This is a genomic window from Sphingomonas sp. MS122 (assembly GCF_049532975.1).
Lineage (GTDB): Bacteria > Pseudomonadota > Alphaproteobacteria > Sphingomonadales > Sphingomonadaceae > Sphingomonas.
Genome location: NZ_CP186695.1, coordinates 2,349,284 through 2,370,220, shown reverse-complemented (window position 1 = coordinate 2,370,220; position 20,937 = coordinate 2,349,284). Strand labels below are relative to the sequence as shown.

Genomic DNA, 20,937 nt, shown 5'->3' with positions numbered 1-20,937 from the left:
GTTGCGGAACGAACGCGCGTGCCGGACATTGATCCAGCGACAATTCGAGATGGAGACTGAAGATGCGTAAGGTTCTTGTTCTGGCGCTGGCCGGCCTGGTGCTGACGGCGTGCAACACGATCGAGGGCGTGGGCAGGGACGTGGAATCGGCGGGCGACACCGTCGCGAAGACCGCGGACGGCGCCAAATAAGCTCAGTGAAAGCCTATTCCCCGGCGGCGGCTTCGGCCGCCGCTTCCTTTTGGCGACGCCGCCGCGTGAACCAGATCGCGACGAGCGACAGGAAATAGAGCCCGCACAGGGGGCCGGCGAGCAGCAGCTGCGAGCCGATATCGGGCGGGGTCAGTACCGCGGCGACCGCGAATGCGGCCACTACCGCGTAGCGCCACGCGCCCTTCAGCTGCTCGAAGGTGACGATCCCGGCGCGCTCGAGCAGCATCAGCAGCACCGGCAGCAGGAACGAGATGCCGAACGCGAACAGGAACTGCATCACGAAATCGAGATAATTGCCGACCGCGGGCAATGCCTCCTGCTTCACCCCGCCGCCAAGGTCGCCCTCGAGCCCGAGCAGGAAGTGGAGCGCGACGGGGATGGCGAAGAAATAAGCGAGCGCGCAGCCCATCACGAACAGGATCGGCGTCGCGAACAGGAAGGGCAGCAGCGCCTTCTTCTCCTTGCGGTAGAGGCCGGGGGCGACGAACTGCCAGAGCTGGTTGGCGATCACCGGGAAGGACAGCATCAGCGCGCCGAAGAAGCCGACCTTGATCTGGACCATGAAGGCTTCGAAGATCTGGGTGAACACCAGCTTGTCCTGCCCCGCCTCGGCGAGCGGCTGGACCAGGAAGCCGAAGATCGGCTTGGCGAAATAGAAGCAGACCAGGAAGGTCCCGACCAGCGCGAGGACGCAATAGAGCAACCGGCGGCGCAGCTCGATCAGGTGATCGAGCAAGGGCGCCTCGGTGCCGGCGAGCTCGTCCTCGTCGCTCACGACGCGGCCTTCTTGCGCGGAGCGCGCGGCTTGCGCACGGGCTTGGCGGCGGGTTCGTCGAGCGCCGCATCGGCCGCCTCGGGCTTCAGCGCGGGCGGCTCGACCGTCGCCGGCGGCACGTCCTCGGGCTCGACCGCCGCGGGCGCGGCGCCCTCGGGATTGGGGTCATAGACCGGCGCGGGCAGCGCCTTTTCGGGCGGATATTCGCGCATGATGCGCGCATTCTCTTCCGCCCATTTCTTTTCCATCTCGGCCAGCTCGGCCTCGCGCACCATGTTGTCGAAGCCGCTGCGGAACTGGCGCGCGACGCCGCGCGCCTTGCCGACCCAATGGCCGACGAAACGCATCGCCTTCGGCAGGTCCTTGGGCCCAATCACCAGCAGGGCGACGATCGCCACCACCAGGAATTCGGGCGCGTTGAAATCGAGCATCTCGTCCCGTTACTCCGGCGCCGCCCGGGGCGCCCCCGGGCCGATCGCGTCAGCGCTCTTCGGTTTGCGCGCTCGAGGCCTGCGCCTGGGGCTGCGGGTCGGCGACGCGCTTCGCCTCGATCTTCTCGGCGGGCTTCGGCGTCTCGTCTTCCTCGGCCATGCCCTTCTTGAACTGCTTGATGCCCTTGGCCACGTCACCCATCATGTTCGAGAAGCGGCTGCCCCCGAACAGAAGGATCACGAGAACACCGACGATCAGCCAGTGCATCAGACTCATACCACCCATCGGAACTCTCCGTTGATTCCCGGGCTATCTAGTCCTCTTCGTCGCCACTTTCCACCGGTTCCCCGACGGAATGCGCCGCTTCGAACGCCAGATCGACCGGATCGAGCAGTCCGGCCGCCCGCAGATCGTCGATTCCGGGCAGATCGCGGCGGCTGGCGAGACCGAAATGCGTGAGGAATTCCGCAGTCGTCGCGAACATCAGCGGCCTTCCGGGCACCTCGCGCCGGCCCGCGGGACGGATCCACCCCGCCTCCATCAGCACGTCGAGCGTGCCCTTGGAAATCTGCACGCCGCGGATCGCCTCGATCTCGGCGCGGGTCACCGGCTCGTGATAGGCGATGATCGCCAGCGTCTCGATCCCGGCGCGGGACAGCTTGCGGCTGTCTTCGCGGTCGCGGCGCAGGAAATTGGCGAGATCGGCGGCGGTCTGGAAATGCCAGCGCCCGCCGCGCTCGACCAGTTCGATCCCGCGCCCGGCATAATGTTCCGCCAGCGCCGCCAGCGCGGCCGGGACGTCGGGCTCCTCGCCGACATAGGTGCGGATGTCGGCCACGGTCAGCGGCTCCTCCGCGGCGAACAGCACCGCCTCCACCGCGCGCATCGTCTCGTCGGGCTGGGTCATGCCTGGGCGGCCTTGAGATAGAGCGGCGCGAAGGCCGATTTCTGCCTGAGCTCCACCCTGCCCTGCCGCGCCAGCTCGAGCGCGGCGACGAAGGACGAGGCGAGCGCCGACTTGCGGTACAACCCCTCGGCCTCGGCGGGCAGGAAGCTCTCGATGGTCGACCAGTCGATCCGCTCGCCGACCAGTTCGGAGACGCGGGCGATGGCGTCCTCCAGCGTCATCACCGGCCGCACCGCCACCACGTGCATCACCGGCCGGGTGCGCGCGCTAATCTGGCCATAGGCGGCGATGAGGTCGTAGATCTCGGCCTGCCAGCGCGACTTGCGCACGACCTTGAGCCCTTCGGGCGCGCCGCGCGGGAAGACGTCGCGCCCCATCCGGTCGCGCGCCACCAGCCGGGCGCCCGCCTCGCGCATCGCATTGAGGCGCTCGAGCCGCAGCTGTAGCCGCAGCGCGAGTTCCTCAGGGCTCGGCTCGATCTCGGGATCGCGCGGGAGCAGCAGCGCCGATTTGAGATAAGCCAGCCACGCCGCCATCACGAGATAATCGGCGGCGACCTCGAGCTTGAGCTCGCGCGCCTCGTTCACATAGGTGAGATACTGATCGACCAGCTGCAGGATCGAGAGCTGGCGCAGGTCGACCTTCTGGGTCCGCGCCAGCGCGAGCAGCAGGTCGAGCGGGCCTTCCCAGCCGTCGATGTCGATGGTGAGGGTTTCGGCCGCCTCGGTCATCGTACCGTGCCAAAAGTCCCAAAAGTCACACCGCCACGCGCGCGAGAGATCCAGGCGCCGGGCGGGGCGATCCGTCGCGGAAGGCTAGGCCAGCGCAAGCAGCTCGTCCCGCTTGGCGATCAGCGCGTCCATCGGCGCTTCCTCGGGCCGCACGCTCGCCATCGCGCGTTCGAGCCGGGCCAACGCCGCCGTGGAGGCGTCGCCCAGCCGCCCGGCGATCTCGACCATCTCCTCCATCCGCGCCCAGCAATCGAGCGCGACGTCGCAGCCCGCGGCGATCGCCGCCGCCGCCTTCTCCCCCGCGGTGCCCGACAGCGCCTTCATGTCGATGTCGTCGGTCATCAGCAGCCCGTCGAAGCCGATGCGGCCGCGGATCACATCGGCGATCACCGTCGGCGAGAGCGTGGCGGGCCGGTCGGCATCCCACGCCTCGAACACGACATGGCAGGTCATCCCCATCGGCGCGCCGGCAAGGGTGCGGAACGGTTCGATGTCGCGCTCCAGCTCGGCGTCGGAGGCGCGCACCACGGGCAGCTCGTAATGGCTGTCGACCACGCCGCGGCCGTGCCCCGGCATGTGCTTGACCACGCCGACCACCCCGCCCTTGGCCATGCCGTCGAGCATCGCGCGGCCGAGCGCGGCGACCTGCATCGGTTCGCTGCCGAAGGTGCGCTCGCCGACCGCGGGGGTCGTCTCGGGCTGGCGCACGTCGAGCAGGGGTGCGCAGTTCACGTTGACCCCGACCTCCGCGAGCATCAGCGCGAGCGCCTGGGCGTTGGCCCGCACCGCCTCGATCGCCGAGGAGGGCGCGAGGTCGTAGAGCTTGTCGAACGCCGGGCCGGCGGGGAAGGCGGGCCATTCGGGCGGCTGCATCCGCGCGACGCGCCCGCCCTCCTGGTCGATCAGGATCGGCACGTCGGCCCGGCCGGAGAGGTCGCGCAGGCTGTCGGTGAGCGCGCGCATCTGGGCGCGGTCGACGCAGTTGCGCTTGAACAGGATGTAGCCGAGCGGGTCCGCCTCGCGGAAGAAATCGCGCTCGTCGGCGGTGAGCTCGGCACCTGACAGGCCGAAGATGACAGGCTTCATGCCGCGTCTCCGGCGCTTGTCGAAATTGACAGATACGCAGGGTTACGCGCGGGGGGTTCGGAACAGCTCACCATCCGCCGACTAGATCAGGCGAAGTCCAACTTTTCCAGCGGAAAAGGCTCTCTTATTCCTCCCCGGAAGGGGAAGTGGCGGCGCGTGGCGCTGACGGAGGGGTATTTTCCCCGTGCGAACCGCTCGCCGAAACTACCCCTCCACCAGCCTGGGCTGGTCCCCCTCCGGGGGAGGACTTCGTTCAAGTTCAATTCGGCGCCAGGAAGCACGCCTCGCCAGCTGCGCGCAGCTTGCCGCACAATTCGCGCGCCTGACTGTTGGAGCCGGCGTTGACGCGCAGGCGATAGACGGTCTTGCCGTTGACCTCGGCCTTCTCGACCGATTTGCCGAGCGGCGCGAGATAATTGAACCGCTTGGACAGCCTTACCCAGGCACCGTTCGCGCCGCCCTCGGCCGGGAAGGAGCCGAGCTGGATCACCGAGCTGCCCGCCGAGGGTCCGGGCGCGCGCTGCGACGGCGCCGCCGCCAAAGCGGCCGCCGGCGCGGAGGGCACCGATGCGGTGACGCGGCTCGAGCCCGTCGCCGGCTTGGGCGCCGCCTTGGGCGCGGCCTTGCCCGCGACCGGTGCCTCGGGCATCGCGCCGACATTGATCGAGCCGTTGGTGGTCGCACCCTCGCTCGCGGCGAACACCGTGTCGCCTTCGCCATCGACCTTCATCCCGCCGGGATCGTCGGGCTTGACCTTGTAGTCGCCCTCGGCGGCGTTGATCAGCGCGCCGCTGCCGCCGCCGCCGCCGCCATTGCGCTGGAGCGCCCACCAGCCGCCGACCGCCGCGAGCACCACCGCCAGACCGGCCGCGACGAGCCAGAGGGTGCGCGCCACCGGCGGCTTCTCCTCATAGTCCTCGTCCGCCGTCTCGAGCCAGGGCAGCCGGTCGCCATTCTCGATCTCGTTCATCGCCGCCTCGTCCGCCTCGGTATCGCCCGGCTTTTCCTCTCCTGCGTTCATCAGTTCAGCTCCTGAACCGCCTCCACGCCCATGATGCTGAGGCCGTTGCGGACAACCTGCCCGATCGCATCGGCGAGGAAAAGCCGTGCGCATGTTACCGGTACGTTGTCGGCGAGCAGGAAGCGGCGCGCGGGATCGTCGTTGCCCATGTTCCACAACGCATGGAACTCGGCCGCCAAGTCATAGAGATAAAAGGCGATTCGGTGCGGCTCGCGCGCCGCGGCGGCGCCCTCGACGACGCGCGGGAACTGCGCGGCGAGCTTCACCAGCGCGAGTTCGCGTGTATCAAGCAGGGACAGGTCGGCGCCCGCGCATGCAATCGCTGCATCCGCAGCCTTGCGATGCAGCGACGCGACTCGGGCGTGGGCGTACTGGACGTAGAAGACCGGATTGTCCTTCGACGCCTCCACCACCTTGGCGAAGTCGAAGTCCATCTGCGCATCGGCCTTGCGCGTCAGCATGGTGAAGCGGACGACGTCCTTGCCCACCTCGTTCACGACGTCGGCGAGCGTGACGAAATTGCCCGAGCGCTTGGACATCTTGACCGGCTCGCCCGCGCGCAGCAGGCGGACCATCTGGACGAGCTTCACGTCGAAGCGCGTCTTGCCCCCGGTCAGCGCCGCGACCGCCGCGACGATGCGCTTGACCGTGCCGGCATGGTCGGCGCCCCAGATGTCGATCAACTGGTCGGCGGCCTGCGCCTTCTGGAAATGATAGGCGAGGTCGGCGCCGAAATAGGTCCATTGCCCGTTCGACTTCTTGATCGGGCGGTCCTGGTCGTCGCCGAACCGGGTCGAGCGGAACAGTGGCAGCTCGACCGGCTCCCAGTCCTCGGGGGTCTCGCCCTTGGGGGCTTCCAGCATGCCGTCATAGACCAGGTCGTGCGCGCGCAGCCATTTCTCGGCTTCCTCGGGCTTGCCCGCGGCCTGAAGCTCGGCCTCGGAGGAGAACAGCGCATGGTGGATGCCGAGCAGCGCGAGGTCGCGCTTGATCATCACCAGCATGTCGGCGACGGCTTCCTTGCGGAACAGCGCGAGCCATTCGTCCTCGGGCTTGCCGACGAACGCGTCGCCATGCTCGGCGGCGAGCCTTTCGCCGACCGGCTTCAGATAATCGCCCGGGTAGAGGCCCTCGGGGATCTCGCCGATCTCCTCGCCCAGCGCCTCGCGGTAGCGCAGGTGCGCCGAGCGGGCGAGCGTGTCGACCTGACCGCCGGCATCGTTGACATAATATTCGCGCACCACCTCGTGCCCGACCCATTCGAGCAGGCTGGCGAGCGCGTCGCCGACCACCGCGCCGCGGCAATGGCCCATGTGCATCGGGCCGGTGGGGTTGGCCGAGACATATTCGACGTTGACCGTGATCCCCGCGCCGACCTGCGAGCGGCCATATTGGTCGCCGTCGGCGTTGATCGCCTGAAGCTCGCCGCGCCAGGTGGCGTCGGTCAGCGTCATGTTGATGAAGCCGGGCCCGGCGACCGACACGGCGGACACCTCGTCGAGCTTCTGCAGCTCGGCGGCGATCTTCTCGGCCAGCGCGCGCGGATTGGCGCCGGCGGGCTTGGCGAGCACCATCGCGGCGTTGGTGGCGAGATCGCCATGACTGGCGTCGCGCGGCGGCTCCATCGTCACCGCGCGTCGCTCCAGCCCCGCCGGCAGGTCGCCCGCCGCGACAAGCGCGTCGAGGGCAGCATCCAGATGAGCGGCGAAACGGGTGTAGAGCGTCATTTGCGGGTCCGATGATTGCAGAAGCGCGGGCCTCTAGCGCACCCGCGCGGGTTCGTCACGCGGCGTGCACTCGCAAAGCCGCGACGGGAAGGGTAAGATGGCGCCGCACGCTTCAGGGAGAGGCGACATGACCGGACCCGACGCGGCCCTTGTTTTCGCAGGCCCCGATGGCGTGATCCGCATCTGGAACTCGGGCGCCGAGCGGCTGCTGGGCCATTATGCCGAAGAGGCGATCGGCCGCCGGCTCGACCTGGTGATCCCGCCCGAATATCACGACCGGCACTGGGCCGGGTTCGGCGCGGCGATGGCCGCGGCCGACGGCGTGATCGACCATCTGTCGTACGACATACCCGCGCTTCACCGCGACGGCACCGAGCTGCGCGTCGAGGTCCGGCTGATGGTGGTGCATGACAGCCGCAACCGCGTGGTGGGCGCGATGGCGGTGTTCACGCCGCCCGACGAGGAGGCCCCGGCGCTCGAACGGCTCTAGGCGGTCACGCGCTGCCGGCGAGCGGTCACGATCCCGCTCACCGCGTAAACGGCCAGGCCCGTCCAGATCAGCGCGAAGCAGATCGCATGCGCCATGGTCATCGTCTCGCCGAAGAAGCTGATCGCGAGCAGGAACTGCATCGTCGGGGCGAGATACTGGAGCAGGCCGAGCGTCGAATAGGGCAGCCGGCGGGCGGCCGCGGCGAACAGCAGCAACGGGGTCGCGGTGACCACGCCCGACACGGCGAGCGTCACGGTCCAGAGCGGCGTCTGGCCGAAGCCGAGCCCGGCATGACCGGAGAGCCAGTAGAGATAAGCGGCGGCGACGGGCGCGAGGATCGCGGTCTCGATCGTCAGCCCCTCGAGCGACTCGACCGGCGCGATCTTGCGCACCAGCCCGTAGAAGCCGAAGCTGAAGGCGAGCGCGAGGCTGATCCAGATGCCCTGCCCCGCCCCCGCGGCGAGCACCGCGACGCCGATCGCGGCGAGCGCGACCGCGGCGATCTGCGCCGCGCCCAGCCGCTCGCGCAGCAGCACCACGCCGAGCAGCACGTTGACCAGCGGGTTGAGGAAATAGCCGAGGCTCGCCTCGAGCACGTGATTGTGCTGGACCGCCCAGACATAGACCAGCCAGTTGACCGAGATCAGCGCGGCGCTGATGCCGAGATAGGTCATCGCGCGGCGGCTGCGGATCGCGGCGAGGAACTGCGGCACGCGGCGCAGCGCGACGATCAGCAGGCCCAGCAGGACCACCGACCACAGCACCCGCATCGCCACCACCTCGCCCGAATCGACGCCGGCGAGCAGCCAGAAGAACAGCGGCAGGAGGCCCCAGATGCCGTACGCGCCCAGCCCCTGGAGCAGGCCGGTACGATCGAGGCGCTCGGGGGCTGACAGGGGATCGGCGCGGGCCATGCGCGCCAAGTAGGCGCGATGCCGCGCCGCGCCAAGGCATCGTGTCTATCCCGTCACGAAGCAATGGTTGCGGCTGAAACCTTACGGTCAGGCGCGGACGAGACCGTCGATCAATCTGGCGCTCTTCTGATCCGGGAACAGCGTCGGCATCGCGCGCTGCGGATCGATCGCGAAGTGCGAGGCGACCGCGCTGCCGATCACGGTGTCGAGACCGGCGGTGGGCTTCAAGTCGCGGCCTTCGAACAGCGCGGCATCGGACAGGCCCGGCCAGTCCGCCATCACCCGCCCGCCCTTGACCGCGCCGCCGAGCAGCCACGCGACCGACGCGGTGCCGTGATCGGTGCCCTGCGTGCCGTTGACCTTGACCGTGCGGCCGAACTCGGTCGCGACCAGCACCATGGTCTTGCTCCAGAGCGGGCCGAGCCCGCTCCTGAGCGACGCGATCATCTGGTCGAGCCCGTTGAGCTGGTTGCCGAGCCGCCCGCGCTGGCCGGCATGCGTGTCCCAGCCGCCGGTCTCGATCATCGCGATCCGCGCGCCGTTGTCGGCGGTGAGCAGCTTGGCCGCGAGCGCGCCGGTCGCGGCGGCGTTGCGCCCGCCATTGGCACCGAGATCGCTGGTCAGCGTGCGCGTCGCCGTCGCCTGCTGCCACAGCGCGTGGAGCTGCGGATCCTCGGCATAGAGGCTGGTGACGCGCGCGAGCAGGTCGTCCGACGCATCGGGCAGGGCCGACGGGGCGTAGGACGTCACCTCGACCTTGCCGCGCATCGCCATCGGGATCGTCGCGGCGACCGCGATCGCCTTGCGCTCCTCGTCGGGCAGCACCGCGAGCAGGCGATTGAGCCAGCCGTCCTTGAGCTGATAGGCCGAGGTGCCGCCGGTCTCGAGCACGTTCTGCGCGTCGAAGTGCGAGCGGTCGCGATAGGGCGAGGCGACGGCGTGGACGAACAGCGCCTCCTTCGCGGCATAAAGCTGCGCGACATTCTTGAGGTTGGGGTGCAGCGCGAACATCGCGTCGAGCTTGGTCCCCTGCGCGAACTCCTCGGCGAGCACCCCGCGCTGGGCGGCGAAGGCGGGGTCCCCGACCGGCGCCAGCGTACCGAGCCCGTCGGCCGCGCCGCGCTGGATGATGAAGACGAAACGCTTGTCGGTGGCGGCCTGCGCGAAGGCGAGCCGCGGCGCGAAGCCGAGCGAGAGCGCCCCTGCGGCACCGGTGACGATGAAATTGCGGCGGTTCAGCATCGGACTATCTCCGCATGAATTCGGGCGAGACGAGCATCAGCGCGACGCCCTGGGCGGGGCTTTCGGCACGGGCGATCGCCTGGCTGGTGGTCGCGCTGAGCGCGCCAGGGAAGAGCTCGGCGGCACGGGCGCGCGGGTCGATCGTCTCGCGGGTGCGCGCGGCGAAGCGCTCGGCCGCCTCGACCCGGCGCATCACCGCATCGGGACCGGCCCAGCTCGGCGCGATGTCGTCATAGCCGGCGGGCGAACCGGGCCGCCACACCGGCTGGCCAAGCTGGGCCATGAGGCCGAGCATCGCCTGGGCCGGGATCTCCTGCGTGCCGAGCGCGCGCATCGCCGAGACCGACCATTCCCACGGCGTCTTGAACTTGACCGGTTGCGGCGTCCACGCCTCGGGCGCCTCGACCAGCGCGCGGTAGACGGTGGGGAGATCGCCATCCGACTTCATATAGGCGGCCTCGAGCCTGGCGGTCAGCGCCGGCGGCGGATCGTCGCCCGCGAAGTGGCGCGCGAGCTTGGTCGCGAGATGCCTGGCGGTCGCCGGGTGCGCGGCGAGATCGTCGAGCACCGCGGCGGCCTGGGCCTGGCCCTGCTGCGCGTAGCTCTTGCCCATGATCGTGCGCGCGCCCGGCTCGTGAATGCGCGGCGCGAAGACGAACTCGCCCGCCTCACCGGCCCCGCGCGCCAGCCGCGCGCCCTGGCCGCGGCCGAGGCCGGGCACCGTCCAGCCGGTCATCGCACGGGCGAATTCGGTGACGTCGGCCTGGCTGTAGCCGGTGCGCACGCCGAGCGTGTGCAGCTCGAGGATCTCACGCGCCAGATTCTCGTTGAGGCCGACGCGCCTTCTCTCCTGGCGCTGCGCGGCGAGCTGGCCGAGCGGGCTGTTCGGCCCCACCGACTGCGCCTGGTCGAGATAGAGCAGCATCGCCGGATGCCGTTCGACCGCGTGGAGCATGTCGCGGAACCTGCCGAGCACGTGCGGGCGGATCGCGTCGAACTCGAACCCGCCGGCCAGGCCGATCATCTGCTGCTTGTCGGCCGAGACCGCGAAATGGTTGGCCCAGAAATGCACCAGCCGCTCGACGAACGGGGTTTCGCTGAACACCGCAACCTGCGCGCGCGCACCGACGGCCTGGCTGTAATATTCGCGGCCCTTCTGCCGCGCCGCCTTGCGCGCCTCCTCGGTCGCCACCTCGGCCTTGACGCCCTGGCGCCGCGCGTCGCGCCCGATCATCTGCACATTCGCATAGTCCGCGGCGAATTCGGCGGCGAGCACGCCGGTGCGGGGATAAGCCGCGATTGGCGCGGGCAGCGTCTCGAACCGTTCGAATTGGCGGAGCAGCGCAGTCTTCGGGGCGGCGCCTCCCCCCTCGCCCGCACGCGCGCCGAGGCCGAAGCGGTTCAAGGCGATGCTGGCTTCAGACATGATGCGAACCCCTTCGATCGTTCGACAACGAAGCTACGCCCGCTTTGTCGCAAATCTTTGCCTGGCGGCACATTTCATCGACGGAACGGCACGGTTCGGCTGCGTGAAACGCAATCGCGCATGCACGGTTCGCGATTGGCCATTGCTGCATCGCAGCATACACTCGGCGGCAGAACATAAGGGGATGTCGATCTGGCTCACCAAACAGGGAGAAAGATCGTGATCAAGACCTTCATCAGCGCCGCAGTCCTTCTGAGCCTTCCGGTCGCCGCCTATGCCGGCGAGCGCAGCTTCACCCGCGACGGCGTCACCTATGTCTACACCAGCGAGCAGCGCGGCGAGACCACCGTGATCTCGGGCAAGACCCTGCCCAGCGGCTCGGCCTATGAGCTGACCGTGCGCGGCAAGCGCGTGACCGGCCATGTCGGCGGCACCCCGGTGTCGTTCCGCATCGCCAAGCCGCTCGTCCAGAAGGTCGAGACGGCGCAGCGCTGACGAGACTCAGACCCGTCATTCCCGCGCAAGCGGGAATCCATTGACGCTGCCGTCGCGGCTCGATCCGGGAAGCCGGCGGGAATGGATCCCCGCCTTCGCGAGGATGACGATCGGGTGACGGCAACGGCTGGTGCGCGCACCAGCCCGGTCTCCGTCAGAACCCCTCGGGCAGGTCGATGCGGCCGACCGCTTCGCGATACCGCGTGATCGCGTAGCGGTCGGTCATGCCGGCGATGAAGTCGGCGATGTGGCGGCTGCGCCATGGCTCCTCGTCGGGCAGGCAGTCGCCCCAGCCCTCGGGCATCAGCGCCGGATCGGTCGAATAGGCGGCGAACAGTCCCGCCACGATCCCCTGCGCCGTCTCCGCCGCCGCGAGCTGGCGCGGATGGTGGTAGAGATTGGCGTACATGAAGCGCTTGAGCGCGCGCTCCGCTTCGCGCATCGTCTCGGAGAACCCGGCCAGCGCGCGGCCGGCGGCACGGACATCCGCCGCGCGTTCGACACCGGCCGCGGCCAGCCGCCGCTCGGTTTCCTGGATCAGGTCGTTGACCATCACCCCGATCTGCGCGCGGACCAGCTCGCGCATCAGCCGTTTCGCGTCCGCGTCCGGGAAACGCACACGCACCGCGTCCCAGCCGCGCGCGACCAACGGTACCTCGAGCAGCTGGTCAAGCGTCAGCAGCCCGGCGCGGAGGCCATCGTCGATATCGTGATTGTCATAGGCGATGTCGTCGGCGATCGCCGCGACCTGCGCCTCGAGCGAGCTGTGACGGTCGAGCTCGAGCGGGAACGCCGCATCCGCCGCGGCCAGCGCCCAGCCGGGATGGCGCACGGGACCATTATGCTTGGCCAGCCCCTCCAGCGTCTCCCAGCTGAGGTTGAGCCCGTCCCAGCCGGGATAGGGCCGCTCGATCGTCGTCAGCGCACGCAGCGTATGGCCGTTATGGTCGAACCCGCCCTGCTCCGCGAGCGCGGCCTTGAGCGCATCCTCGCCGGCATGGCCGAACGGCGGATGGCCGATATCGTGCGCCAGGCACAAAGCCTCGGTCAGGTCCTCGTTGAGGCCGAGCGCGCGCGCGACGGTGCGGCCGATCTGCGCGACCTCGAGGCTGTGGGTCAGGCGAACGCGGAAATGGTCGCCGTCGGGCGCCATGAACACTTGGGTCTTGTGGCGCAGGCGGCGGAAGCTGATCGAGTGGATGATGCGGTCACGGTCGCGCTGGAAGGCGTCGCGCGGGCCGCGTGCGGTGCTGTTTTGTTCTTCGTGAAGGCGGCCGCGGCTCTCGGCGGGATCGCTGGCATAGGGCGCGAGCCCCCTCACGCGGCTCCGTCGGATGTCGGGATGCGAATCGCCATCGCCGCGCGATAGATCATTTCACCGCGAGTTTCTCGATCTTCTGTCCCGCCTCGCTGGTCCAGGCGAAGGCGGAAATCCCCTTCTTGCCGATCGCGTTGACGAAGGCCTGTGCCTCGCCCGGCGTCTTGAACGGGCCCACCAGCAGGCGATTGGTGAAGCGCAGCGGCGTGGTCCAGGCCTGCCTGCCCTTGAACTCCGCGGGCGCCTTGGCGACGAGGCCGCGCCACGCCTTGGGCAGGTCGCCGACATTCGCACCGCCCGCGACCTGCGCCCAGTGGCGCGCGGGCTCGGTCTTGGCGGGATCGGGCTTGGCCTTCGCCTTGGCGGCCGCCGCCTTGACCGCGGCGGCCTTGGCTTCGGCAACCTTGGCCTTGGTGTCCGCTGCCTGGGCGTCCGGGGCCTTGCCGCGCGGCTTTGCCGCTTCGGGCCTGGGCTTGGCGGCGTCGGGCCGCTCCGTCGCGGGCCTGGGCCTGGGCGTCTCGACCTTGGCGATCTCGACCGGCGAGGCGGCGGCAGGCGCGGGCGCGGGCTCGACTGCCGCCGGCTGGGGCGGACGATGGTTGGGCATCGGTTCGACGCCGAGCTCGGACGCCGGGATCGTGATCCCCGCGATGATGCGCGCGATGACATTGTCCTCGCCGCCGATGCGCGGTGCGGCGGGCGTCGCCTGCGCGGCCTGTGACGGGGCGGGGTCGGACGCGGGCGTCATGCCGAAGCCGGGCGCGGGCGGAGGTGCCGCGGCCTGCGCGGCGGGGGTCTCGACCGGCACGGCAGGCGCGGCGGCGGGCGGCTCGGTCACGGGGGGCTGCGATGCCGCGGCCACCCGCTGCAACTCGGCGTCGCGCGCGGCTTGCTCGGCGGCGAGCCGTTCCGCCTCGCGTTCCTGCTGCGCCTTGAGCTCGGCCTGGCGCTGCGTCTCGCGCGCTTCGGCGAGCCGCCGCGCCTCGGCCTCCGCCGTTGCCTTGCGCGCCAGCGCCTCGCGCTGCTCGCGCTCGCGCCGCCGCTCGACGGCGCTGCGCCCGGCTTCGTTGCGCAGCGCCGACTCGCGGCGCGGTTCGGCGGGCGCAGGCGCGGGCACGAGGCGCCGCGGCAGTTCGGCCGATGCCAGCGCGACGCCGGGCTCGCCCGCGATCCGCGGCAAGGGCGGCGCGAGCTGCGCGTCGGCGATGCGCGCCGGCGTCTTGCGCAGCTCGCCGAAATGCACCGCGAATGCCTTATCCGCGGCGTTAAGCGTCGGCAGCCGCCGGAAGAAGGGTGCCAGCGCGGTGCCGACCCCGCCCATCATGCTCGACGCGATCCTGTCCGCGCCCGCCGCGTCGCCGTTCATCGCCAGGATGAAGGCGCGCGCGCGCCACGCCGCGCGATCGCTGCGGCGGAGCAGCGGATCGAGCACCGCCATCGCCTCGCCGGCGTTGCCGCTGATGCCGAGCGACAGCGCCAGACGGCGGCGCGTCTCGTCGTCGGGGTTGCGGCGCATTGCCACGCGGTGCTCGCGCTGGGCATGCGCCTGCGCGCCGGTGAGATCGTAGGCGAGGCCGCGGTCGGAGGCATAGTCCTCCATCGCCAGCCCGCGCCGCTCGGCTTCGGCGAACAGGCGCAGCGCCTCGCCGGGGCGCTCGATCCGCACCATCACCATCGCCTGCCCGGCGAAGACGCGCGGATTGGTGGGATCGACCGCCTGGGCCCGGGCGAAGAAGCCGGCGGCGGCTGCCGGATCGTTGAGCCGCGCGCTGAGCTCGCCCGCCGTCAGCAATGCGCGCACGTTGCGCGGGTCGCGCGCGAGCGTGCGCATCTCCTGCGCCAGCCGGTCGGCGTTGGGCGTCGCCGGGGGCGCAACCTCCTGCGCGGCGGCAGGCAGCGGGACGGATACGGCGAGCGCGGCGGCGCCCAGAAGAAGACGGAAATCGGCGTTCATGCGACTGACGCCGCTACACCCGCGCGCACCTGAACCTGCCCTGTCGAACGCGGCCGCCATCGCCGAAGCGGGCCGCCGCAGCGACAGGGTGCGGCAAAAGCCCGCACGAAAGCCATGCGGGCAGCCCGCTTACTGGTTGTTCTGGCGGTTGAGGAAGCGCGGAATGTCGAGCGGATCCTTGTCGCCCTCGTCCTTGGGTGCGTTGCGCGCCGCCGCCATCCGCTCGAACAGCGTGCCGCCGGTGCGCGGCTTGGGCTCCTCGGCCGCGGGCGCCGGCTCGTCGTCGCCGCCACCCGTCAGCCAGCGGCGGCGGATCGTCGGCTCGGGCGGCAGGTCGTCGACAGGTGCCTCGGGAACGACCGAGTCCGACCCCAGTACCAGCTCGTCATCGGCGTCCGCCGCTTCGACGACGGGTTCATCGGCCGCAAGCGGCGCCTCGAGCGTCAGCTCGTCGTCGCTCGACGCGGTCTCCGGCGCATTGACCGAAAAGCCCGGCTCGAGGGCAGGCTCGGGCGCGGGTTCCTCGGCGACCGGTTCGGCGATCACCGGCGCCGGCTCGACCGGGGGCGCGAGCGGGCGGCGCGCCGAACCGAAGGAGAAGCTGCGCGTCTCGGCCGGAGCGCTTTGCGGCGCGGCGGCGTTCGACGCATCGGCCTCGATCCCGGTCGCGACGACCGAGACGCGGATCTTGCCCTCGAGCTCGGGGTTGAACGCCGAGCCCCAGATGATGTTGGCATTGTCGTCGACCAGCTCGCGGATATGGTTCGCGGCCTCGTCGACCTCCAGCAGGCGCATGTCGTCGCCGCCGGTGATCGAGACGATCACGCCCTTGGCGCCGTTGAGCGACACGCCGTCGAGCAGCGGATTGGCGATCGCCTGCTGCGCCGCCTCGATCGCGCGGCTGTCGCCCGAGGCTTCGCCGGTGCCCATCATCGCCTTGCCCATCTCGCTCATCACCGAGCGGACGTCGGCGAAGTCGAGGTTGATGAGGCCCGGCATGACCATCAGGTCGGTGATGCCGCGCACGCCCTGCTGCAGCACCTCGTCCGCCATCTGGAACGCTTCCTTGAAGGTCGTGTTCGCATTGGCGACCAGGAAGAGGTTCTGGTTGGGGATGACGATCAGCGTGTCGACGAACTTCTGCAGCTCCTCGATGCCCGCCTCGGCCGACTGCGCGCGCTTCTTGCCCTCGAAGGCGAAGGGCTTGGTCACCACGCCGACGGTGAGGATGCCCATGTCGCGCGCGGCCTTGGCGATCACCGGCGCCGCGCCGGTGCCGGTGCCGCCGCCCATTCCGGCCGCGATGAAGCACATGTGCGCGCCGTTGAGGGCTTCCTGGACCTGCTCGATCGTCTCCTCCGCCGCAGCGCGGCCGATCTCGGGCCGCGAGCCGGCGCCGAGGCCCTGGGTGATCTTCGCGCCGAGCTGGATGCGGTGGCTCGCGCTCGACTGCTTGAGCGCCTGCGCGTCCGTGTTCGCGACGAGGAACTCGACCCCCTGCACCTCGGCCTTGATCATGTTGGCGATCGCGTTGCCCCCGGCACCGCCCACGCCGATCACGGTGATCCGCGGCGTCAGCTCGTCCAGGTCGGGCGGGAGGAAGTCGATGCTCATTTATCCTGTCTCCTCAGACCCCGCGCCCCACGAGCGGCGTCTGCTTAATCCCCGTTTCTGCACGATGCCGGTGAGCGGTGCCAGCGTAATTCACCAGTCATCAACAACATTTATTCAGTAATTGGCCCGGAATGCGGCAATCATCCGCTGGAACATCGCCTTTGGAGTCGCACGCGTAACGAGTTGATGCGGCGCCGCGAGCGCGCGCAGGTCGACCGGATCGGCCGCGGCGAAGGTCGCGAGCCCCGCCAGCGTCGCGAAGGCCGGGCCGCTATGCGCCTCGGGTAGTGCCGAAAGCCCGCGCGGCCGCCCGACGCGGACCGAACGACCCAGCGCCTGCTGCGCATAGTCGGCGATGCCCTTGAGTTCCGCGCCGCCGCCGGTGAGCACGATCTGGCGCCCCACCGGGTCCTCGAAGTTGAGCTTGGCCAGCTCCTTGCCGATCTCGACCATCAGCCGGTCGAGCCGCTGGCGGATCACCGCGATCAGCTGGGCGCGGGTGATGCGCGCCCCCTCGGCGGTCTCCTCGTCGGTGGCGATCGGAGCGACGTCGATCATGTCGTGATTGTCGCGCGGCGTCATGTTGGCACTGCCGTAGAAGCACTTCATCCGCTCGGCCTGGCCGCGGCGCGTGCCGAAGGCGCTGGCGATGTCGTCGGTGATGTCGGCCGATCCGCTCGGGATCGACGACAGGCCGGTGAGCACGCCGTCCTTGTAGACCGAGACGTTGGTCACGCCCGCGCCGATCTCGACCAAGGCGACGCCGAGCTCACGCTCCTCCTCGCTCAGGCACGACAGGCCCGTCGCGACCGGCGCGGCGATGATCGACTTGACCTCGAGATGCGCCGAGCGGACGCACAGGTCGAGGTTGCGCACCGGCGCGCCCTCGGTCGAGACGACATGGATATCGACGCCGAGCCGCTCGGCGTGGAGACCCTTGGGCTGCTTGACCCCGGCGAGGCCGTCGAGCGTGTAGCGCGTCGGCTGGGCGTGGAGCACCATCCGTCCGCCCGGGTTGATCGACTCCCGGCCCGCGCGCAGCAACTCGTCGATGTCGGCCTGCTCGACGCGATGGCCGCCGAGATCGACCTCGAGCCGCAAAATGTCGGAGATGAGCCCGCCCGCGGAGAAGCTGACCCACACATCCTCGATGTTGGTCCCCGCGATCCGCTCGGCCTGCTCGACCGCCTCGCGCACCGCGATCTCGGTCGCGTGCATGTCGGCGACATAGCCGCGCTGGACGCCGCGGCTCTCGCGCTGGCCGGTGCCGAGCACCACCAGCTCGCCGCCGTCCCCCTTCTGCGCGATCAGCGCCGACACCTTCGACGAGCCGATGTCCAGTGCCGTGATCAGTCCCTCAGGCGCCGTCTTTGCCATCTTCCCTACCCCTACTCACTCACGCTCGCGGTTTCGATCGGTTTGCTCACCACCTGCCTCGGCATGCGCACCACCAGCCGCGTCGGATCGCGCATGTCGAACTTGAGATAGCCCCGGCCGAGCAGCCGGTCGGCGCCGTCCAGCTCGGCGAACTTGGTCAGCGCCTTGCCCGCCGCTTCCTCGCCCTCGGGCAGCGCGAGCCGCTCGCCGGTGTTGAAGGTCAGGTCCCAGCGCCGGTTGCCGATCCAGGTCGCCGCCTTGACCAGCGGCTTGAGCGCGGGCGCGGCGTCGAGCAGTTTCTGATAGGCCGGCTGCTGGGCATAGGCGCCGTCGCCGATCACCAAAGGCAGATCGGGCATCGCCTCGGCGGAGACGGGCTCGAGCAGCACGCCCTCGCCGTCGATCAGCATGAGCTGGCCCTGGTGCTGCCACACGGCCGCCGCCTTGCGCTCGACGATGTGCACGACCAGCGTGTCGGGCATGCGGCGCGAGACACGCGCGTCCGCCACCCAGCCGATCGTCATCAGCTTACCGCGCACCTCGTCGAGATCGACCAGCGGCATCGCCTGCGACTTCTGGTCGAGCGTATAGGCATAGACGGTCGCGGCGTCGGCGCGCTTGATGCCCTGCACGTCGACCTGCTCGACACGGAAGCCGGCGCGGCCGATGCCCTCGGCAACCGCGGTGCCGATGACGCCGGGCACCCCGAACAGAGTCGCGACGCCCAGCACCGAGGCAAGCGCGATGCCGGTGATGCCCCAGACAGTGATCCTGTGCAGCGTCGCGTCGCTGATCGGCAGCGCCGCGACCGCGAGGTCGAGGACGTTGGCCTGCTTCTTCTTGCTCTGCGCACGCCGCTTGGGCTTGACCGTGGGGCGCTTGGCCGGGCTCGGCTTGCGGCTCATGCGGTCGCCTCCTCGCGCGCCGACGCATCGACCATCGCCTCGTCGACGATCGCCTGGACCAGCTGCGCGTAACTCATGCCGAGATGCCTGGCCTGCTCGGGTACGAGGCTGAGCGGCGTCATGCCCGGCTGGGTGTTGACCTCGAGCAGGAACAGTCCCTCGACGCCGAGATCGTCGTCCCAGCGGAAGTCCGAGCGCGACGCGCCCTTGCAGCCGAGCAGGCGGTGCGCGTCGAGCGCGAGGCGCTTGCAGGCCTCGGTGATCTCGTCGGGAATCTCGGCCGGACAGACATGCTCGGTGAGGCCGTCGGTGTACTTGGCGTCGAAATCGTAGAAGCCGCTCTTGGGCTTGAGCTCGGTCACCATCAGCGCCCGGTCGCCGAGCACCGCCGTTGTCAGCTCGCGCCCGCGGATGAAGGGCTCGGCGAGCAGCTCGTCGAACTCCTGCCACGGGCCCTTGGCCTGCGGCGAAATCGGGTTGCCGTAATTGCCCTCGGTCGTGACGATCGCGACGCCGACCGACGAGCCTTCGTTGACGGGCTTGAGCACATAGGGCCGCGGCATCGGATCGTGGCGGTACAGCTCCTCGGTGCGCACGATGCGCCCGCCCGGCATCGGGATGCCCTGCGGCACCAAGGTCTGCTTGGTGAGCTGCTTGTCGATCGCGATGACCGAGGTGACCATGCCGCTATGCGTGTAGCGCAGCCCCATCAGGTCGAGCATGCCCTGCACCGTGCCGTCCTCGCCCGGGGTGCCGTGGAGCGCGTTGAACACGAGGTCGGGACTGGCCGCGGCGAGCTTCGCCGCGACGTCGCGGCCCATGTCGATCCGCGTCACCCTGTGGCCGAGCGACTCCAGCGCGTCGGCAATGCCGGTGCCCGACATCAGGGAGACCGGGCGTTCGGCCGACCAGCCGCCCATCAGGACGGCGATGTGGAGGGGGGTTACGCTCACTTACCAACTCCCACGCGCTGGATTTCCCACTCCAGCTCAATCCCTGAACTCGCCTTGACCTTGGCCCGCACCTCTTCGCCCAGTTCCTCGATGTCCGCGCTGGTGGCGTCGCCGAGGTTGAGGAGGAAGTTGGTGTGCTTCTCGCTCACCTGCGCGCCGCCCTTCCGCAGACCGCGGCAGCCCGCCGCGTCGACCAGCCGCCACGCCTTGTCGCCGGGGGGGTTCTTGAATGTCGAGCCGCCGGTCTTGCTGCGCAGCGGCTGCGATTCCTCGCGCGCCGCGGCGATGCGGTCCATCTCGGCCTGGATCGCCGCGGGGTCGCCGGGCTCGCCACGAAGGCAAGCGCTGACCACCACCGCGCCCTCGGGCAGTTCGGAATGGCGATAGGTATAGCCCAGCGCCTCGACCGCCAGCGTCCGCCGCTCACCCGAGCGCAACACCACCTCGCACTCGACCAGCACCTCGGCGGTCTCGCGGCCATAGGCGCCGCCGTTCATCCGCACGAAGCCGCCGACCGTGCCGGGGATCGAGCGCAGGAACTCGACGCCGGTGATGCCCGCATCGCGCGCGGTCGAGGAGACGAGGATGCCGCTCGCTCCGCCGCCGCATTTGAGCGTGGTCGCGTCGACGCGTTCGACCCTGGCGAAGGGCTTGCCCAGCCGCACCACCACGCCCGGCACGCCGCCGTCGCGCACGATCAAATTGGAGCCGAGACCGAGCGCCATCACCGGCACCTCGGGGTCGAGCCCGGCGAGGAAATCGGCGAGATCCTCGACATCCGCCGGCTCGAACAGCCATTGCGCGTTGCCGCCGCTCTTGAACCACACGAGCGGCGCCAGCGGCGCGTCGGCGGTGAGCTTGCCGCGAACCTTGGGGAGATCGATCGTGGGAGAAGCCAGGCTCACCATCTCAGGTTACCACCACGCCATCTCGGAAGTCGCACCCGGTGGGGCTCGCGTCATTCTCGTCGAACAGACCGACGCGATCGATAGCCTTCAACTGCGCATTCGACAGCGGCCGGTCGGACCTGAAATAGGCTGCGCCGTGGCGGCCGTTCCAGATCGCGACGACGTAATGTTTGCCCTCCCGCTTTTCGCGGAAACGGACATGACCCTTTGATGTGGGCTGCTTCGTGGCGCCGCCCTTGGGACGCGACGCCCAGCCGATGCCATGGACGTCGAGTACGCCGAACTCGCCTTCCCAGCGGAAGCTGCCCCCATGCATGCCGCCGTTCCCCAGGGTAACGCGCTCGCCCGGCAGCAGGTCTATGATTGGGGAATAACCGCAAAATCGCCCGGGACCCGCAAGGTCGGGCTTGTCGGGCGCCATCGAGGCCAAAGCGAGCGGGAGGACGGCTG

The 20,937-nt window shown here is 69.8% G+C and carries 22 protein-coding genes; 3 read left to right on the top strand and 19 right to left on the bottom strand.

Annotation, left to right across the window (positions count from 1 at the left end; translation table 11 throughout):
* Positions 1 to 62: 62 nt before the first annotated feature.
* Entirely contained in the window at positions 63 to 191 is a 129-nt protein-coding gene (locus tag ACO227_RS11410) for an entericidin A/B family lipoprotein (protein ID WP_423601966.1), read from the top strand.
* A 13-nt stretch (positions 192 to 204) separates the two neighbouring features.
* On the opposite strand, the gene tatC is transcribed toward ACO227_RS11410, so the two are convergent.
* From tatC to argS, 8 genes are all read right to left on the bottom strand, one after another.
* The gene (gene tatC / locus ACO227_RS11405) at positions 205 to 987 is read right to left on the bottom strand and encodes a twin-arginine translocase subunit TatC (RefSeq protein ID WP_423601965.1); all 783 of its coding nucleotides are present in this window, start codon (positions 985 to 987) and stop codon (positions 205 to 207) included.
* Entirely contained in the window at positions 984 to 1,418 is a 435-nt protein-coding gene (gene tatB, locus ACO227_RS11400; RefSeq protein ID WP_423601964.1) for a Sec-independent protein translocase protein TatB, read from the bottom strand. The genes tatC and tatB overlap by 4 nt, the downstream gene beginning before the upstream one ends.
* Positions 1,419 to 1,467: 49 nt before the next feature.
* Positions 1,468 to 1,704, bottom strand: coding sequence for a twin-arginine translocase TatA/TatE family subunit (locus tag ACO227_RS11395; protein ID WP_423601963.1), 237 nt, complete (start codon positions 1,702 to 1,704; stop codon positions 1,468 to 1,470).
* A gap of 28 nt (positions 1,705 to 1,732) precedes the next feature.
* Complete coding sequence (scpB, locus tag ACO227_RS11390) at positions 1,733 to 2,326, bottom strand: SMC-Scp complex subunit ScpB (RefSeq protein ID WP_423601962.1); 594 nt, start codon at positions 2,324 to 2,326, stop codon at positions 1,733 to 1,735.
* Positions 2,323 to 3,057, bottom strand: a complete 735-nt coding sequence (locus ACO227_RS11385; RefSeq protein ID WP_423601961.1) for a segregation and condensation protein A — start codon at positions 3,055 to 3,057, stop codon at positions 2,323 to 2,325. The genes scpB and ACO227_RS11385 overlap by 4 nt, the downstream gene beginning before the upstream one ends.
* An 84-nt stretch (positions 3,058 to 3,141) precedes the next feature.
* Positions 3,142 to 4,143 (bottom strand): beta-N-acetylhexosaminidase, encoded by a 1,002-nt coding sequence (gene nagZ, locus ACO227_RS11380; protein WP_423601960.1) that lies wholly within the window; start codon positions 4,141 to 4,143, stop codon positions 3,142 to 3,144.
* Positions 4,144 to 4,402: 259 nt separating this feature from the next.
* Positions 4,403 to 5,164 (bottom strand): SPOR domain-containing protein, encoded by a 762-nt coding sequence (locus ACO227_RS11375; RefSeq protein ID WP_423601959.1) that lies wholly within the window; start codon positions 5,162 to 5,164, stop codon positions 4,403 to 4,405.
* Positions 5,164 to 6,891: an arginine--tRNA ligase gene (argS, locus tag ACO227_RS11370; protein WP_423601958.1), complete on the bottom strand. Its 1,728-nt coding sequence runs from the start codon at positions 6,889 to 6,891 to the stop codon at positions 5,164 to 5,166. Before argS ends, ACO227_RS11375 begins: the two co-directional genes overlap by 1 nt.
* A gap of 127 nt (positions 6,892 to 7,018) precedes the next feature.
* Between argS and ACO227_RS11365 the strand changes: the two genes are divergently transcribed.
* Positions 7,019 to 7,381, top strand: a complete 363-nt coding sequence (locus tag ACO227_RS11365; protein ID WP_423601957.1) for a PAS domain S-box protein — start codon at positions 7,019 to 7,021, stop codon at positions 7,379 to 7,381.
* Here the strand turns inward: ACO227_RS11365 and rarD are convergent.
* The 3 genes from rarD to ACO227_RS11350 all read right to left on the bottom strand — a co-directional run bounded on the left by rarD (position 7,378) and on the right by ACO227_RS11350 (position 10,963).
* Entirely contained in the window at positions 7,378 to 8,295 is a 918-nt protein-coding gene (gene rarD, locus ACO227_RS11360; protein WP_423601956.1) for an EamA family transporter RarD, read from the bottom strand. The genes ACO227_RS11365 and rarD overlap by 4 nt on opposite strands.
* An 87-nt stretch (positions 8,296 to 8,382) precedes the next feature.
* Positions 8,383 to 9,537 carry a DUF1501 domain-containing protein gene (locus ACO227_RS11355; RefSeq protein ID WP_423601955.1) on the bottom strand — a complete coding sequence of 385 codons (1,155 nt, stop codon included), beginning with the start codon at positions 9,535 to 9,537 and terminating at the stop codon, positions 8,383 to 8,385.
* Positions 9,538 to 9,541: 4 nt separating this feature from the next.
* Positions 9,542 to 10,963, bottom strand: coding sequence for a DUF1800 domain-containing protein (locus ACO227_RS11350; protein ID WP_423601954.1), 1,422 nt, complete (start codon positions 10,961 to 10,963; stop codon positions 9,542 to 9,544).
* A gap of 219 nt (positions 10,964 to 11,182) precedes the next feature.
* On the opposite strand from ACO227_RS11350, the gene ACO227_RS11345 reads away from it, so the two are divergent.
* Positions 11,183 to 11,458: a hypothetical protein gene (locus ACO227_RS11345; protein ID WP_423601953.1), complete on the top strand. Its 276-nt coding sequence runs from the start codon at positions 11,183 to 11,185 to the stop codon at positions 11,456 to 11,458.
* A 154-nt stretch (positions 11,459 to 11,612) separates the two neighbouring features.
* Here the strand turns inward: ACO227_RS11345 and ACO227_RS11340 are convergent, their stop codons facing one another.
* The 8 genes from ACO227_RS11340 to ACO227_RS11305 all read right to left on the bottom strand — a co-directional run bounded on the left by ACO227_RS11340 (position 11,613) and on the right by ACO227_RS11305 (position 20,908).
* The gene (locus ACO227_RS11340; protein ID WP_423601952.1) at positions 11,613 to 12,779 is read right to left on the bottom strand and encodes a deoxyguanosinetriphosphate triphosphohydrolase; all 1,167 of its coding nucleotides are present in this window, start codon (positions 12,777 to 12,779) and stop codon (positions 11,613 to 11,615) included.
* A gap of 49 nt (positions 12,780 to 12,828) precedes the next feature.
* Positions 12,829 to 14,730, bottom strand: a complete 1,902-nt coding sequence (locus tag ACO227_RS11335; protein ID WP_423601951.1) for a hypothetical protein — start codon at positions 14,728 to 14,730, stop codon at positions 12,829 to 12,831.
* A gap of 129 nt (positions 14,731 to 14,859) precedes the next feature.
* The gene (gene ftsZ, locus ACO227_RS11330) at positions 14,860 to 16,344 is read right to left on the bottom strand and encodes a cell division protein FtsZ (protein ID WP_423601950.1); all 1,485 of its coding nucleotides are present in this window, start codon (positions 16,342 to 16,344) and stop codon (positions 14,860 to 14,862) included.
* Positions 16,345 to 16,458: 114 nt separating this feature from the next.
* Complete coding sequence (gene ftsA / locus ACO227_RS11325; RefSeq protein WP_423601949.1) at positions 16,459 to 17,721, bottom strand: cell division protein FtsA; 1,263 nt, start codon at positions 17,719 to 17,721, stop codon at positions 16,459 to 16,461.
* 11 nt (positions 17,722 to 17,732) lie between these two features.
* Positions 17,733 to 18,626 (bottom strand): cell division protein FtsQ/DivIB, encoded by an 894-nt coding sequence (locus ACO227_RS11320; RefSeq protein ID WP_423601948.1) that lies wholly within the window; start codon positions 18,624 to 18,626, stop codon positions 17,733 to 17,735.
* The gene (locus tag ACO227_RS11315; protein ID WP_423607335.1) at positions 18,623 to 19,546 is read right to left on the bottom strand and encodes a D-alanine--D-alanine ligase; all 924 of its coding nucleotides are present in this window, start codon (positions 19,544 to 19,546) and stop codon (positions 18,623 to 18,625) included. The genes ACO227_RS11320 and ACO227_RS11315 overlap by 4 nt, the downstream gene beginning before the upstream one ends.
* A gap of 29 nt (positions 19,547 to 19,575) precedes the next feature.
* The gene (gene murB / locus ACO227_RS11310) at positions 19,576 to 20,487 is read right to left on the bottom strand and encodes a UDP-N-acetylmuramate dehydrogenase (protein WP_423601947.1); all 912 of its coding nucleotides are present in this window, start codon (positions 20,485 to 20,487) and stop codon (positions 19,576 to 19,578) included.
* Between the two features lies 1 nt (position 20,488).
* On the bottom strand, positions 20,489 to 20,908 hold the full coding sequence (locus ACO227_RS11305) for a hypothetical protein (protein WP_423601946.1): 420 nt from the start codon (positions 20,906 to 20,908) through the stop codon (positions 20,489 to 20,491).
* Positions 20,909 to 20,937 lie beyond the last annotated feature (29 nt).